Genomic DNA, 15156 nt, shown 5'->3' on the forward strand with positions numbered 1-15156 from the left:
TTTGTAATGATCGCCAAAACGTGAGCGCTTTTCGCGCATATGGTGTCTTTTCAGCTGGAAAAGGCCTTGTATAGAACGCGTTCTGCCATCATATTCTTGATCAGGCTTGCTGAAGCTCCGCAGCGGCGCCCGGGAGGTATCCCGACACCGTAGCAATCACGGAGCTCAAAAGAGGAAACAATGGCTGACTTCAATAACTACCAGAATCGCATGGCGCAGACGCGTGCACAGTCTGGTGCGATGATCGATGAAGGTCTTCGCGCCTATATGCTCAAGGTTTATAACCTGATGGCGCTGGCTCTGGTCATCACCGGCGTTGCAGCGTTCGGCACCTATACGCTTGCCGCTTCCAACCCGGCTTTCGCCCAGCTGCTTTTCGCGTCGCCGCTGCGCTGGGTCGTGATGCTCGCTCCGCTGGCACTGGTCTTCTTCCTTAGCTTCCGCATCCAGAACATGAGCGTTTCTGCTGCGCAGGCGACGTTCTGGGTTTATGCCGCGCTGATGGGTGTTTCGCTCTCGTCGATCTTCCTGGTCTACACCGGCCAGAGCATCGTGCAGACCTTCTTCGTGACCGCGGCCTCGTTCGGTGCGCTCTCGCTTTACGGTTACACGACCAAGAAAGACCTGTCTGGCATGGGTTCGTTCTTGATCATGGGCCTGTTCGGTCTGATCATCGCTTCGATCGTCAACATCTTCCTTGCATCCTCCGCGCTGCAGTTCGCGATTTCCGCGATTGGCGTGCTGATCTTCGCAGGCCTGACCGCCTACGACACCCAGAAGATCAAGGAAATGTATTTCGATGCTGACGATGTTGCCGTCGCTGGCCGTAAGGCCATCATGGGCGCACTGACGCTCTACCTCGACTTCATCAACCTCTTCACCTTCCTCCTGCAGTTCCTCGGAAACCGCGACGACTAAGGTCAAGAGTTCGATTGCAGACATACGAAAGGCGGCCCTTCGGCCGCCTTTTTATTTGGAAAGATTCTTTAGCCCTATCCGCCAGAGGCGGGCAGTCCGCTTTTGCGAAAGCTCACTCGATGAGCTTCAAAACCTTGTCGAAGACCTTCAGAACCTGCGGCAACTCATGCCCTCGCTTGAGAATGCGGCCATCCGTGTTCACCACGCAGTAGGCGCCCTGTTTCGCAGCCAGCTTGGGGTTTTTCTCGATCCTGAAAAGCGGCATTTCACCTGAACGCTTGAAGACGGAAAATACCGCCTTTTCCTTGAGGTGATCGATGGCGTAGTCACGCCATTCACCCTCTCCCACCATGCGGCCATAGATGCGCAGGATCGCATCCAGCTCGCGGCGGTGAAAGGTGACCGGCAAAGGGTCCTTGTTCTTTTTATATTCGCGGAGATCGATAACGGTGGAATTGTCACGTGAAGCGGTCTGCACCTGCTGCACATCCGGTTGATCGGTCATCCAATACCTCCGATTCCACCCAAATCATCCATGCAGTGTGAGCCTGAGAGGGCGAAATTGCAAGTCTTTGCACCGGCATGGCGGATAGGGCAGGGAATTCCGGGAAAGGTTCGACAAGCGTTCGATGCGCAGAGTAACCGGAAGACGTCAGCGCAGAATTGCGCCCGCCGATTCTCCGACGAGCGCTGCCAACGGCAAAGGCAGGGGTTAAAAATGGTAACCATTTAGGCAGCCATTTTCGCATGGGCTGCCGTATTTCGGTCAAACCATGGCCCGAATTGGGTGGAATAGTCCTATTGTCAATTGATGCCTAGGCACCAAGATGACCCGGTCCGGTGCATTGACCCTTTACCCCCAGCCCCCAATGCCCGGACCGGATCTTCCATCGCCCGACAGGCGATCAGGGGTTTTCATTTCCAAGCAGGATACTTGCGCCGACAATTGCCGCAGGATCGCCACCGGCATTGGCCGTCTGCAACAGCACGGCGCAGCCGCCCTTTTTCACCTTGGCCACCACGCTCGCCGGAAGCTTCACCGTCATCGGCGAACCATCCCACATGCCGACTGTCTGCACATCATAGACGCTGTGCCAGTAGGACATTTTTTTCCCCTGGTTTTCGCCCTTCTGCACATCCACGGTCTGCTCTCGCGTGAAATAAGCGACGACGACATCGGCCTTGCCGCTGCCGGCGCCAATATCGATCTCCACCTCATCACCGGCAAATTTCGACGAGACCGGCACGTTCAGTCCCTTGCCCTCGCGCTTGAACGCATCCAGCCTGTCATAGATGCCGCGAACATCGGCACCCTTGACGTGGTCGCGTCCGTTCAGAATGGCCTGCGGCGTATAGACCCCGTTGCGGCCGAGCGCGCGCATATAACCATATTGCCGGTCGGTATTTTCCTTAGACGCCAGCGAATCCGTCCAGCCGAGATAGTTCCAGTAATCGACATGGTAGGAAAGACCGACGACGTCGCCCTTCTGGATCATCTTGCGCAGGGCTTCATCGGCCGGCGGGCAGGATGAGCATCCCTGCGACGTGAACAATTCGACGACGCCCTTCACGGCCTCCTGCGCCTGCGCGGAGGTGACGAGGAACGTGCCGAGAAGACATATCGACAGGGGGAATTTCAGCGGCATTACAAAAACCTTTGTCCGGAAGAGATCCAGACGAATTGATGCGATCAATCCTGCCGGGATGCAAACCGGAAAATAACGTCTATTGCCCTTCAATAGAAAGTCACGAAGGGGTGAGCGACAATCACAAAAAAAGAGACCATGAAATGCAAAGACGCCGGGATTTCTGCCGGCGTCTTCGATTGTTGAAGCTTTATGCGGCCAGATCGCGAAGAACGGTCTGCAAAATGCCGCCGTTGTTCATGTAGATCACTTCGTCCAGCGTATCGATGCGGCAAAGAAGCGGAACTTCCTTCACTGAACCGTCGCTATAGGTGATCTTGGCGATCTTCTTTTCACGCGGCCTGATTTCACCTTCGAGGCCGTCGATCTCGACGGTTTCGTCACCCTTGAGATCGAGGCTCGCCCAGGTCGTGCCTTCTTCGAAGACAAAGGGAACGACGCCCATGCCAACGAGGTTCGACCGGTGGATACGTTCGAAAGACTGCGCAATGACAGCCTTGACGCCAAGCAGGTTGGTGCCCTTCGCCGCCCAGTCGCGGGACGAACCGTTACCATATTCGACACCGGCGAAGATGACGAGCGGGACGCCTTCCGCCTTGTATTTCATGGCCGCGTCATAGATCGACATCTCTTCCTTGGACGGATAATGGATGGTGTAGCCACCTTCCTTGCCGTTCGGGCCGAGCATGTGGTTGCGGATGCGGATATTGGCGAAGGTGCCGCGCATCATCACTTCATGGTTACCGCGACGCGTGCCGTACTGGTTGAAGTCAGCAACGGCGACGCCATGTTCCGTCAGATAGGCGCCGGCAGGCGAAGCAGCCTTGATCGAACCGGCCGGAGAAATATGGTCGGTGGTGATCTTGTCGCCGAAGAGACCGAGGACGCGCGCGCCCTTGATGTTCTTGAGGCCGGTACCCTTTTTGCCCATGCCGACGAAATAGGGCGGGTTCTGAACATAGGTCGACTGGTCGTCCCAGGCATAGGTCTGGCCCGGCGGAACCTGAACGGCCTGCCAGTTCGCATCGCCCTTGAACACGTCGGCATACTTTGTTTCGTAAAGCTCGCGGGTGACGTATTTCAGGATGAATTCCTGGATTTCCTTGGAGGTCGGCCAGATATCCTTGAGGTAGACCGGATTGCCGTTCTGGTCGTCGCCGATCGGCTCCTTCGTCAGATCCTTCTGGACCGTGCCGGCAAGGGCATAGGCCACGACGAGCGGCGGCGAGGCCAGATAGTTCGCCTGAACATCCGGCGAAATACGACCCTCGAAGTTGCGGTTGCCCGAGAGAACACCGGCGGTGATCAGGCCCTTGTCGTTGATCGTCTTGGAGATCGCCGGCGGCAGCGGGCCGGAGTTACCGATGCAGGTCGTGCAGCCGAAGCCGACGAGGTTGAAGCCGATCGCGTCGAGGTCCTTCTGCAGACCGGACTTGTCGAGATATTCGGCAACCACCTGCGATCCGGGTGCGAGCGACGTCTTCACCCACGGCTTGGACTTCAGACCCTTGGCGACGGCGTTGCGGGCGAGGAGGCCGGCAGCGATAAGAACCGAGGGGTTGGAAGTGTTTGTGCAGGAGGTGATGGCGGCAATCGCCACATCGCCATGACCGAGATCGAAAGCCTCACCTTCGACCGCATAACGGCTCGAAAGCTGGCCGGGCTTCTTATAGTCGTTTTCAAGAGCCGTCGCGAAATTCGGCGCGATGGTTTCAAGCGGCAGGCGGCCTTCCGGACGCTTGGGGCCAGCCATGGAGGGCACGACGTCGCCGAGGTCGAGTTCCAGCGTATCGGTGAAGACAAGGTCGGAACCGTCGCCCGTGCGCCACATGTCCTGCGCCTTCGAATAGGCTTCGACAAGCGCGATTCGATCCTTGGCACGACCGGACATGGTCAGGTAATTGATGGTCTCGCTATCGACCGGGAAGAAGCCGCAGGTCGCGCCATATTCCGGGCCCATATTGCCGATGGTGGCGCGGTCGGCCAGAGACATCGAATCGAGGCCGGGGCCGAAGAATTCGACGAATTTGGAGACAACGCCCTTCTTGCGCAGCATCTGAACCACGGTCAGCACGAGGTCGGTCGCGGTCACACCTTCCTTCACCTTGCCGGTCAGCTTGAAGCCGATAACCTCGGGCAGAAGCATGGAGACCGGCTGGCCAAGCATGGCCGCCTCAGCCTCGATACCGCCAACGCCCCAGCCGAGAACGCCGAGACCATTGATCATGGTCGTGTGCGAATCGGTGCCGACGCAGGTATCCGGATAAGCAATCGTCTCGCCATCCTCTTCCTTCGTCCAGACGGTCTGGCCGAGATATTCGAGGTTGACCTGGTGACAGATGCCGGTGCCGGGCGGAACCACACGGAAATTCTTGAACGCCTGCTGGCCCCACTTCAGGAAGCGATAACGCTCGCCGTTGCGCTCGTACTCCAGCTCGACGTTGCGGGCAAAGGCGCTCGGCGTGCCGAATTCGTCGACGATGACCGAGTGGTCGATGACGAGATCGACGGGAACCAGCGGGTTAATCTTTTCCGGATCGCCGCCAAGGGCCTTGATGCCGTCACGCATGGCGGCAAGGTCGACAACGGCGGGAACGCCGGTAAAGTCCTGCATCAGAACGCGGGCGGGGCGATAGGCGATTTCGGTTTCGGTCAGGCCCTTGTTGTTCAGCCATTCGGAAACCGCCAGAATGTGTTCCTTGGTGACGGACTGGCCGTCCTCGAAACGCAGCAGGTTTTCCAAGAGAACCTTCATGGAATAGGGCAGCTTGGAAACGCCCTTCAGGCCATTGGCTTCAGCCTTGGGAAGGCTGAAATAGATGTATTCCTTACCGTCAACGGTAAGGACGGAACGACATTGGAAACTGTCGAGTGATTTGGGCATGGATAAAAACCCCGCTTACTCTGATAGCCAACACGTGCGTGCGGACACCTATGCACTCATGCACATCAGGATGCGGGTACGACCATTTCCGCTGTCCGCACGTGAAAATTGCTCCTCGCAATCGTCAAGTCCGGCGCAAGATGATGTTCACGCCGGCCGCTGGCGTGTTGACACCCATATAGATAATTTCTCTAAAACGTGCCAGACCATTCAACGAACCTAATCGATTTTTTTATGATCGAGACGACGAAATCGTAATCGGAACCGCAGCATGGATTTGACGGCGGAAAATCTTGGCGTGCGACGCGGCGAAGATTTCATATTCATGAATATTTCCTTCAAGTTAAGCGACGGTGAGGCTCTTGTGCTGACCGGTCGCAACGGTTCAGGAAAATCCACCCTGCTGCGCACGGTGGCCGGCCTGCTGCGGCCCGAACAGGGACGAATAAAGATAGCCGGCAAAGAAATAGACGCTGACATGCGCACGTCTGAGGCCTGCCATTATCTTGGCCATCGCAATGCGATGAAAACCGAACTGACCGTTTCGGAGAATCTTCGGTTCTGGAAAGACTTCCTCGGCGATTTTTCCGGCGGCGCGGGCGTGGCGATCGATGAGGCGGCGGAGATCGTCGGCCTCGCCGGCATTACCCACCTGCCCTTCGGTTATCTCTCCGCCGGCCAGCAGCGGCGTTTTGCCATGGCGAAACTTTTGATTGCATGGCGGCCGGTGTGGATTCTCGATGAGCCGACGGCGGCGCTCGACAAGGCTGCGGACAGGATGTTTACCGATCTCGTGAAAAACCACCTTGGGAAAGGCGGCATCGTTCTGGCTGCGACCCATCAGCCCCTGGGGTTGGAGAGCGCGCAGGAATTGCGGATGACGGGGTTTGCGGGTGTGGAGGCTTGGGCATGAGGGCGATGTGCGTGGGGCATACCCCCCTCTGCCCTGCCGGGCATCTCCCCCTCAAGGGGGGAGATCGACCTGTGGCGAGGTCTCGCCCATCTCGATGTTTGAGAATGAAGCGGCGAAAAAGCATCTTGCCGATCTCCCCCCTTGAGGGGGAGATGCCCGGCAGGGCAGAGGGGGGTAAACCACACCCGCAGAGGCCTATCCAATGACCGCCCTCCTCCTCCGCGACATCAAACTCTCCATCCGCGCCGGCGGCGGCGCGCTGATCGGCGTGCTGTTTTTCATGACGGTGGTTGCCGTCATCCCCTTCGGCGTCGGCCCCGATCTCAACCTGCTCGCCCGCATCGGCCCGGCTATCGTCTGGATCGGCGCGCTGCTCTCCGCCCTTCTCGGCCTCGACCGGCTGTTTCAGGCCGAGCGGGATGACGGCTCCCTTGATCTGATCCTGATGCAGGAAACCCCGCTGGTCCTGACCGTGTTCGTGAAATGCCTGGCACACTGGGTCACGACCGGCTTGCCGCTGGTGCTTGCCTCCCCTCTGCTTGGCCTCTTCATGAACATGGACGAAGTGGCGATCGGCGCCGTGATGCTGACCCTTCTCGTCGGCTCGCCCGCCATCACCTTCATCGGCGCGGTAGGGGCGGCGGTTGCCGTTGCCCTGCCGCGCGGAGGGCTTCTGGTGTCCATCCTCGTGCTGCCGCTCGCCATTCCCGTGCTTATATTCGGCGTCAGCGCCTCCTATGCGGCGGTGCAGGACCCGGCGCCCTTCATGCCGCCATTTCTCATTCTGTGTGCGATCACGTTATTTTCAGCCGTGACCGGACCTTTCTTCGCCGCTTTGGCGCTGCGCAATGTTATGGATTGAGGAAACCACGCCAGACGATCCCCGATTGACAGGGATCAATTGCGGGGCGGCCATTCTCGGGTTACACAAACGGCATGAACGAGCAGACCTTCACCATCACCAAATTTAGTGATCTCGCCAATCCCACCCGGTTTCTGGCGCTGGCGGCGCGCATTCTGCCCTGGCTCGCTGCTTTGACGGCGCTGGTGCTGGCCGTCGGCCTCTATCTGTCGTTCACGACGGAAGGCGATTACCAGCAGGGTTACACGGTACGCATCATGTATGTGCACGTACCGTCCGCGTGGCTCGCCATGATGTGTTATTCGGTCATGGCGGTCTCCGCCATCGGCACCCTCGTCTGGCGTCACCCGCTAGCGGATGTCAGCCACAAGGCCGCGGCCCCCATCGGCGCGGCCTTCACGCTGATTGCACTCGTCACCGGCTCGCTCTGGGGCAAGCCCATGTGGGGAACCTGGTGGGTGTGGGATGCGCGGCTGACCTCCGTCTTCGTGCTTTTCCTGATGTATCTGGGCCTGATCGCGCTCAACCGCGCCATGGACGATCCTTCCAGAGCCGCCCGTGTCAGCGCCGTGCTGATCCTCGTCGGTTTCGTGAATATCCCCATCATCAAATTTTCGGTCGAGTGGTGGAACACGCTGCACCAGCCTGCAAGCGTCATCCGCATGGGCGGCTCCGCCATCGATGCGGAATTCCTCTGGCCGCTGCTGACCATGGCCGTCGGCTTCACGCTGCTGTTCTTCACCCTGCACATCGCAGCAATGCGCAACGAAATCTGGCGTCGGCGCGTGGCCGCGCAACGGCGTCTCGCGGCGCGCATAGCGAACCGGGAGGGCTGAGGTAATGACACACGCCTTTTATATCGGCATGTCCTATGCGGCGACCGGCCTTGTCGTTCTCTGTCTCATCGCCTGGGTCGTCGTGGACGGTCAGGCACGCAAACGGGAATTGAAAGAACTCGAGGCATCCGGCGTGCGCCGCAGGGCGAGAGCCGGTTCCGCAGGTGACGCGCAATGACGCAGGCTGACCGGGACATCAAGGCCAAAACGACAGGCCGTGCACGCTATGCGCTTGCGCTGCTGCCGTTGCTGCTGTTCGGCGGTTTCGCCCTCGTCGCCGGCAAGATGCTTTACGATCAGGACGTGAACGGGCTGGATATCAGCGCCATTCCCTCGGCGCTGATCGGCACCAGGGCGCCCACTCTGTCGCTACCGCCGCTGGAAGGCTCCAACCTGCCGGCGCTGACCGATGCCGCCATCAAGGGCAAGCTGACTTTGGTGAACGTCTTCGCCTCCTGGTGCATTCCCTGCCGGCAGGAGCATCCGCTGCTTCAGGAATTGGCGAAAGACAGCCGAATCACCGTCGTCGGCATCAATTACAAGGACAAGCAGGATAATGCGCTGCGCTTCCTCGGCGAGCTCGGCAATCCCTTTGCTGCGATAGGCGTCGATCCAAACGGCAAGGCCGCGATAGACTGGGGCGTCTACGGCATTCCCGAAAGTTACCTGGTCGGCGCGGATGGCACGATCCTTTATAAAAAGGTCGGCCCCTTCGATGCCCGCAGCGTCGAGCGCGATCTGCTGCCAGCCATTGCGGCCGCAGCCGGGAAATAACGCGCTCGGTAGGGCATCACCCCTTGGTAACGACCCTCAGCGAAGGGCCTTCAGCCGGCAGACGTATGCCTTCCAGCACCACCTGATCGCGACCGCCGCGTTTTGCGGCATAGAGACCGTCATCGGCCCGCTTGATGGCGTCATGAATGGAATGATCTCCCCTCGCGACGGCCGAGACACCGAAGCTCGCGGTGATCTGGCTGGTTACACCCCGGTTGCGCCAATCGAGCGACGAAAGACCTGTCCGCATGGCATTGGCCAGCTGGCCGGCTGCGGCAGCTGTCTGGCCGGGCAGGAAGACCACAAACTCCTCACCGCCAAAGCGCGCCACCAGCGCATCCTCGGGCGCATTGCGCCTGAGCAGATCGGAAAGACCGATAAGAACGATATCTCCAGCCGCATGACCGTAAACATCGTTGATACGCTTGAAGTGGTCTATGTCGCAGGCGATGACCACACCCTCAGGGATATCGTTACGAAAATCGGGAACTCGGCGGTCGAAGCCGCGCCGGTTCAGCACGTCCGTCAGCGGATCATGCTCTGCCGCATGCAGATGCCGGTCGACGGTGACGGAAATCTGACTCGCGAGCACGGAGAGCGCCAGCAGGAAGCCGAAGATGCTGGCGGCAAGCTGCATGTAGAAAGCATAGTCGGATTCGAAGAATTCGCTGAGCTCGATCATCGAGCCGCTCGGCGTCATCACCAGCAGCATGCCGATGCGCACCAGCGTCTCCAGCACCACAAGACAGGCAATTCCCACCATCAGCCTGTCGGCAAGCGCGACGGGGCGCTTTCGCACGAGCCAAACCGCAATCGCGAGCAAAAGGGCACAGACGAGATCGCCGATGACGAGTTCGCGTTTCAGATCCGGTGTGACGAAAACATGGAAAGAGACCAGCAAAACCGCGGCAACCACGATCGACAGCCTGCCCGTGATATAAAGCGGCCGCCCGAAATGGACGAGCAGAGCGTGGCCATAGAGGAAGAAGGCGGAGAAGAACAACAGGTTCGAAACAATCGCCTGTATTTCGAAGGGCAGGCCGCCAAGCACCAAAGGTGTCGCAAAACCGAAGGCCGCCGAAAGATATCCTATACCCCAATAGCGGGCGGAAGCGTGGCCGATCCTTTGCAGGAACAGGAACACCACGCCGAATGTCAGCATGATGAAGGGGAGAAGATAGGCGAAGTTGTCTTGCAATGGGTTCTGCCGGAGGGAGATACGAGCCTTTGCCTGACACTACCGCAATGCCATTAAGAAAACCTGCATATATTGCGCGGCTTCCGTGCCTTTCGGCCCGTGGCCCCGGAAAACCCGTTCACATTTGCGGGAGCGCGTTCTGCCATTCCTTGATCGCGTCCACGGGCCAAAGCAGCATGACCACGTTCAGCGTCAGGTTGTCACGGATCAGCCAGCCGGTGAAGATTTCGAAGAAGATGGCGATTGCCACCGTCAGCCACACCGGCACACGGGCGGCGAACAGGAAACCCAGCACCATGAAGACGGTATCCATCGCCGAGTTCAGGATGCTGTCGCCGGTATAACCCAGCGCCATCGTCGCGGTCCGATAACGATCGATGATGAGAGGCGAGTTTTCAAGAATTTCCCATGCCGCTTCCACCAGAACCGCAAGCGAAAGCCGCATGGAAAGCGACCTGTTGCGGAACAGCAGCCAGGCGAACCAGTAGAACAGGAAACCGTGAATGATATGCGAGGGAGTATACCAGTCGGCCAGATGCTGGGAATTGCCCGGCGTGTTTACGCCCGGCTCGAACAGCTTCACATAACCGCATTCGCAGATCGGAATGCGGCCCATGGCGTAAAGGATGACGATTTGCAGGAGAAGCAGCCCGGCGGCCACGCTGAACCATTTGAGCGAGCGCGAACGGGAAGCCGACATCTCTGCAACGGTCATTTTTTGTCCTTGTTAAGCGGTTCCAGCGAATGGCGCATGACGAGCGGCATCTGCGCCATGGTGAAGATGATGGTGATCGGCATCGTGCCCCACACCTTGAAGGCAACCCAGGTGTCGGTGGTAAACATGCGCCACACCACCTCATTCAGCACCGCAAGAAAGAGGAAGAATATGCCCCAGCGCAGCGTCAGCTTGCGCCAGCCCTCATCCGTCAGCCGGAAGGCCGAATTGAAGACATAACCGAGCAGCGATTGCCCGAAGAACAGGCCGCCGAGCAGAATGACACCGAACAGCGTGTTGACGATGGTCGGCTTCATCTTGATGAAAGTATCGTTCTGCAGCCAAAGCGTCAGCGCGCCGAACACGAAGACCACGATGCCCGATATCAGCGGCATGATCGGCAACTTGCGCGTCAGCACCCATGAGACGGAAAGCGCCAAAGCTGTTGCGATCATGAACAGGCCAGTGGCGATGAAGATCGGCCCGCCGAACTCCGTCAGCACGGGGAAAGTGGAGGCCAGCCATTCGCCGCGGGAATTGGCGAAGAAGAATACCATGAGCGGGCCAAGTTCGAGCACGAATTTCAGGAGCGGGCTGATTTCCGCCACCATCTTTTCGCTTTCCTTGGAATTGCTTTCAATATCCATACTCAAACTCCCGCAATGGCCTTGGCGAAATCTTCCGCCTCGAAGGGCTCCAGATCATCAACACCTTCACCCACACCGATGAAATAAACCGGCAGCTTGTGTTTGGCAGCGATGGCAACGAGGATACCGCCCCGCGCCGTGCCATCCAATTTTGTCATAATCAGGCCCGAAACACCCGCGACATTGCGGAATATTTCCACCTGGTTCATGGCGTTCTGGCCGGTCGTCGCATCCAGCGTCTGCAGCACGGTGTGCGGCGCATCCGGATCGAGCTTGCCAAGCACGCGCACGATCTTTTCCAGTTCCGCCATCAGCTCCGTCTTGTTCTGCAGGCGGCCAGCCGTATCGATGATGAGAACGTCGCTTTTCTGCGCCCGCGCCTGCTCATAGGCATCATAGGCAAGCCCGGCCGCATCTGCGCCAAGCTTGGTGCCAATGAATTGCGAACCGGTGCGGTCCGCCCAGATCTTGAGTTGCTCGATGGCCGCCGCGCGGAACGTATCGCCTGCCGCCAGCATGACCTTGAGACCCGAGCCGGAAAGCTTGGCGGCAAGCTTGCCGATAGTCGTCGTCTTGCCCGTACCATTCACACCGACAACGAGAATGACATGCGGCTTGTGTGAAAGATCGAGTTCCAGCGGTTTGGCGACAGGCTTGAGGACCTTGGTGATCTCGCCCGCCATGATGCGCGCCACATCCTCGCCGCTCACATCCTTGCCGTAACGCTCGGAAGACAGGGCGCCGGTGATGCGCATGGCAGTCTCGACGCCGAGATCCGACTGGATGAGAAGATCCTCCAGCTCATCGAGCGTATCCTCATCCAGCTTGCGCTTGGTGAAAAGCGCCGAAATCTGTGTGGTCAGCTGCGACGATGTACGGGCAAGCCCTGCCCGCAGGCGCTGAAACCATGTCAGTTTTACCTGCGGTGCGGCAGGGGCAGGCTCCTGCCGCTCACTGGCGGACGAAAAACCCTTTGGTAGAGCTGGCGGTGTAGCGGAGGGCTCGGCGGCAGTCGCGGCTTCGGCCTCGTCAAGCAGCGCATCCATCGCATCCGCATCCAGCACGACATCCGCTGCCTCGGGGGCAGATTCGACCTGCTCTTCGGCGGCTGCTTCCGCCTGTAGCAACGACAGCGGCACCACGCCCATATCGCCGGAAAGCTCGGCACCGGGCAGAAGCGGTGCGTCCTCTTCCTCGTCATCGTCGGAAAGGACCACGTCCGTCGCCTCGTCCGGGGCTGGTCCGCCGGCCGTCTCCATCTCCAGTTCGGAAACCGGGTCCTTATCGACAGGGCCATGCGCTTCGGCGTCGCTTAGCGCCGCTTCGAAGGAGGCGTTTTCATTGCCGCGCTCAGGTGCGGCGTCCTCTTGCGGCCGGCCATTCGTTTCGGCCTTGTCCTTGCCGAACGAAAAGACTTTTTTGATGAAGCCGAGGGCCATGGTCGTTCCCGTGTCTTTTCTCTTGTGCCGCCTCAGGCCGCATCCGCCGCCAGAAGCTTCATGTTCAGATGTTTGCCGTTGTGGCCGGTAATCGCAACCTGCGCAAGAGTGCGCGGAGCAAGATGCGACGCCTCCACCAGCGTGAAATTGTCGGTATGCGCGAAACCGTTGTTTTCAACGAGGATCGTCTGCACCGAACCGACCATATTTTGCAGATGCGCCAGCTTCAGCGCCTCGCCGCGCTCCCGAAGCCTCGCCGCCCGCTCCTTCACCAAAGCCCGGTCGAGCTGCGGCATGCGTGCCGCGGGCGTCCCCGCACGCGGGCTGTAGGGAAAGACATGCAGGCTGGAAATGCCGCATTCTTCCGCAAGCGTCGCGGCGTTTTCGAACATCTCTTCCGTCTCTGTCGGAAAACCGGCGATCATATCCGCGCCGAAAGCGATATGCGGCCGAAGCGACCGCACCTCGTTGCAGAAGCGAATGGCATCAGCCCGCAAATGGCGGCGTTTCATGCGTTTCAGGATCATGTCGTCGCCATGCTGGAGGGACAGGTGCAGATGCGGCATGAAACGCGGCTCATCGGCAACAAGATCCATCAGATGGCGGTCAGCCTCAATACTGTCGATGGAGGAAAGCCGCAGACGCAGAATATCCGGCACCTGCTTCAGCAATGTCTTGGCAAGATAACCGAGGGAAGGCTCGCCCGGCAGGTCCGCGCCATAGCTCGTGGCGTCCACCCCGGTCAACACGATCTCGCAATAGCCGCTTTCCGTCAGCCTGCGCGCCTGATCCACCACGGCCCCCATCGGCACGGAGCGGGAATTGCCGCGCCCATAGGGAATGATGCAGAAGGTGCAGCGATGATCGCAGCCGTTCTGCACCTGAATAAAGGCGCGCACATGCCCGTCTATGTGCTTCACCATCTGCGGCGCGGTCGCCTTGATGCTCATGATATCGTTGACGCGCAGCTTTTCTTCCGCCGAAACGCCGAAATCCGGCAGCGCACGATAGGAGGCGCTTTTCAGCTTCTCCTCATTGCCCAGCACCGCATCCACCTCGGGCATCTCGGCAAAGGTCTGCTTCTCGGTCTGGGCGGCGCAGCCGGTAACGATGATACGGGCATGCGGATTGTCCCGCCTTGCCCGGCGGATGGCCTGGCGGGCCTGACGCACCGCTTCCCCGGTCACCGCGCAGGTATTGACCAGCACGGCATTGTTAAGCCCGGCCTTTTCGGCCTCCGCCCGCATCACTTCCGATTCATAGGTGTTGAGACGACAGCCGAAGGTTATGACCTCGACGCCGCTCATACAGCCCCCCGCTCGACCGCATCCCGCGCCCAGCCGCCAGTGACGGGATCGACGGAACCCGACCATTCCCATTCGGCCGGGCCGGTCATGATGACATGATTATCCTCGCGCCATTCGATGGTCAGCGGCACACGGATGGGGCTGGAGGCGACATCGATGGTGACCTCCCGGCCGGTGCGACCGGTGCGGGCAGCGGAAACCGCTGAAGCGCAGGCGGCCGAACCGCAGGCGAGTGTCAGCCCGGCGCCGCGTTCCCAGGTACGGGTGCGCAGCGCGCTGTCGGAAATTACCTGCGCCAGCGTGATATTAGCCTTTTCCGGAAACATCGGATGGTTTTCGAGCAGAGGCCCGAAACGTTCGAGATCGAACTCCATCGGATCGCGATCCACCCAGAAAATCGCATGCGGATTGCCCATGGACATGGCGGCCGGCGAATGCAGGATCGGTGCGTCGATCGGCCCGATCTGCAATTCGATGCGGCTGGTATCGTGGAACTCTTCCGAAAGCGGAATATCGCTCCAGCGGAAACGCGGCAGGCCCATATCGACGGAAATCATGCCGTCTTCATGTTCGACGGCGTTGAGGATGCCGGCGACCGTCTGGAAGGTGAAGCTCGTCTTGCCGGTTTCGGAAGACAGCGCCTGCACCACGCAGCGCGTGCCGTTGCCGCAGGCCTGCGCCTTCGTACCATCGCAATTGAGGATGTCGATAAATGCATCCGTGCCACTGACGCGCGGATCGTGGATGGCCATGATCTGGTCGAACTGTGTGGCAGGATCGGCGTTCAGCGCAATCGCCGCCTCCGGTGTGACCATATCTTTACGGCCGCGCATGTCGATAACGAGGATCTTGTTGCCAAGCCCGTTCATCTTCGCAAATTCGACCGTATCCGCCATTGCCCTAAACCTGAAATCTGTCTGAAAATCGGATTGCATAGGGAATTTCCCCGCACTTTCGCCCTATATGGCGGAAAGGACAGCAAATTACCAGACTGTTACGGCGCAAACGCGGCAGCGA

At 59.3% G+C, this 15156-nt stretch carries 15 protein-coding genes; 6 read left to right on the plus strand and 9 right to left on the minus strand.

Annotated elements, in window-relative coordinates; translation table 11 throughout:
- The first annotated feature begins 180 nt into the window (after window positions 1-180).
- Window positions 181-918, plus strand: a complete 738-nt coding sequence (locus PH605_RS04380; protein ID WP_142844387.1) for a Bax inhibitor-1/YccA family protein — start codon at window positions 181-183, stop codon at window positions 916-918.
- Between the two features lie 112 nt (window positions 919-1030).
- On the opposite strand, the gene PH605_RS04385 is transcribed toward PH605_RS04380, so the two are convergent.
- The 3 genes from PH605_RS04385 to acnA all read right to left on the minus strand — a co-directional run bounded on the left by PH605_RS04385 (window position 1031) and on the right by acnA (window position 5448).
- Complete coding sequence (locus tag PH605_RS04385) at window positions 1031-1423, minus strand: DUF2794 domain-containing protein (RefSeq protein ID WP_003523170.1); 393 nt, start codon at window positions 1421-1423, stop codon at window positions 1031-1033.
- A gap of 400 nt (window positions 1424-1823) precedes the next feature.
- Window positions 1824-2564, minus strand: coding sequence for a DUF1223 domain-containing protein (locus PH605_RS04390; protein ID WP_003523168.1), 741 nt, complete (start codon window positions 2562-2564; stop codon window positions 1824-1826).
- Between the two features lie 190 nt (window positions 2565-2754).
- The gene (acnA, locus tag PH605_RS04395) at window positions 2755-5448 is read right to left on the minus strand and encodes an aconitate hydratase AcnA (RefSeq protein WP_142844388.1); all 2694 of its coding nucleotides are present in this window, start codon (window positions 5446-5448) and stop codon (window positions 2755-2757) included.
- 271 nt (window positions 5449-5719) lie between these two features.
- Here acnA and ccmA point away from each other — a divergent pair, with 271 nt between their 5' ends.
- The 5 genes from ccmA (at window position 5720) to PH605_RS04420 (ending at window position 8833) form a co-directional block, all read left to right on the plus strand.
- On the plus strand, window positions 5720-6361 hold the full coding sequence (ccmA, locus tag PH605_RS04400) for a heme ABC exporter ATP-binding protein CcmA (RefSeq protein WP_142844389.1): 642 nt from the start codon (window positions 5720-5722) through the stop codon (window positions 6359-6361).
- 202 nt (window positions 6362-6563) lie between these two features.
- Window positions 6564-7223: a heme exporter protein CcmB gene (gene ccmB / locus PH605_RS04405; protein WP_059759870.1), complete on the plus strand. Its 660-nt coding sequence runs from the start codon at window positions 6564-6566 to the stop codon at window positions 7221-7223.
- 74 nt (window positions 7224-7297) lie between these two features.
- Window positions 7298-8059, plus strand: coding sequence for a heme ABC transporter permease (locus PH605_RS04410; protein ID WP_142844390.1), 762 nt, complete (start codon window positions 7298-7300; stop codon window positions 8057-8059).
- A gap of 4 nt (window positions 8060-8063) precedes the next feature.
- Window positions 8064-8237, plus strand: a complete 174-nt coding sequence (gene ccmD / locus PH605_RS04415) for a heme exporter protein CcmD (RefSeq protein ID WP_060725377.1) — start codon at window positions 8064-8066, stop codon at window positions 8235-8237.
- Complete coding sequence (locus PH605_RS04420; protein WP_125145332.1) at window positions 8234-8833, plus strand: DsbE family thiol:disulfide interchange protein; 600 nt, start codon at window positions 8234-8236, stop codon at window positions 8831-8833. The genes ccmD and PH605_RS04420 overlap by 4 nt, the downstream gene beginning before the upstream one ends.
- A gap of 16 nt (window positions 8834-8849) precedes the next feature.
- Here the strand turns inward: PH605_RS04420 and PH605_RS04425 are convergent, their stop codons facing one another.
- The 6 genes from PH605_RS04425 to dapF form a co-directional block, all read right to left on the minus strand.
- Entirely contained in the window at window positions 8850-10031 is a 1182-nt protein-coding gene (locus PH605_RS04425; RefSeq protein ID WP_161987768.1) for a GGDEF domain-containing protein, read from the minus strand.
- 118 nt (window positions 10032-10149) lie between these two features.
- A complete protein-coding gene (locus tag PH605_RS04430) occupies window positions 10150-10746 on the minus strand; it encodes a DUF2585 domain-containing protein (protein ID WP_142844391.1) in 597 nt (198 codons plus the stop codon).
- A complete protein-coding gene (locus tag PH605_RS04435; RefSeq protein ID WP_142844392.1) occupies window positions 10743-11393 on the minus strand; it encodes a septation protein A in 651 nt (216 codons plus the stop codon). The genes PH605_RS04430 and PH605_RS04435 overlap by 4 nt, the downstream gene beginning before the upstream one ends.
- A 2-nt stretch (window positions 11394-11395) precedes the next feature.
- Entirely contained in the window at window positions 11396-12832 is a 1437-nt protein-coding gene (gene ftsY, locus PH605_RS04440; protein ID WP_142844393.1) for a signal recognition particle-docking protein FtsY, read from the minus strand.
- Window positions 12833-12864: 32 nt separating this feature from the next.
- On the minus strand, window positions 12865-14139 hold the full coding sequence (mtaB, locus tag PH605_RS04445; protein ID WP_142844394.1) for a tRNA (N(6)-L-threonylcarbamoyladenosine(37)-C(2))-methylthiotransferase MtaB: 1275 nt from the start codon (window positions 14137-14139) through the stop codon (window positions 12865-12867).
- Window positions 14136-15035 (minus strand): diaminopimelate epimerase, encoded by a 900-nt coding sequence (dapF, locus tag PH605_RS04450; protein WP_142844395.1) that lies wholly within the window; start codon window positions 15033-15035, stop codon window positions 14136-14138. Before dapF ends, mtaB begins: the two co-directional genes overlap by 4 nt.
- Window positions 15036-15156 lie beyond the last annotated feature (121 nt).

Source organism: Agrobacterium sp. CFBP 3001 (assembly GCF_027871605.1).
Lineage (GTDB): Bacteria > Pseudomonadota > Alphaproteobacteria > Rhizobiales > Rhizobiaceae > Agrobacterium > Agrobacterium leguminum.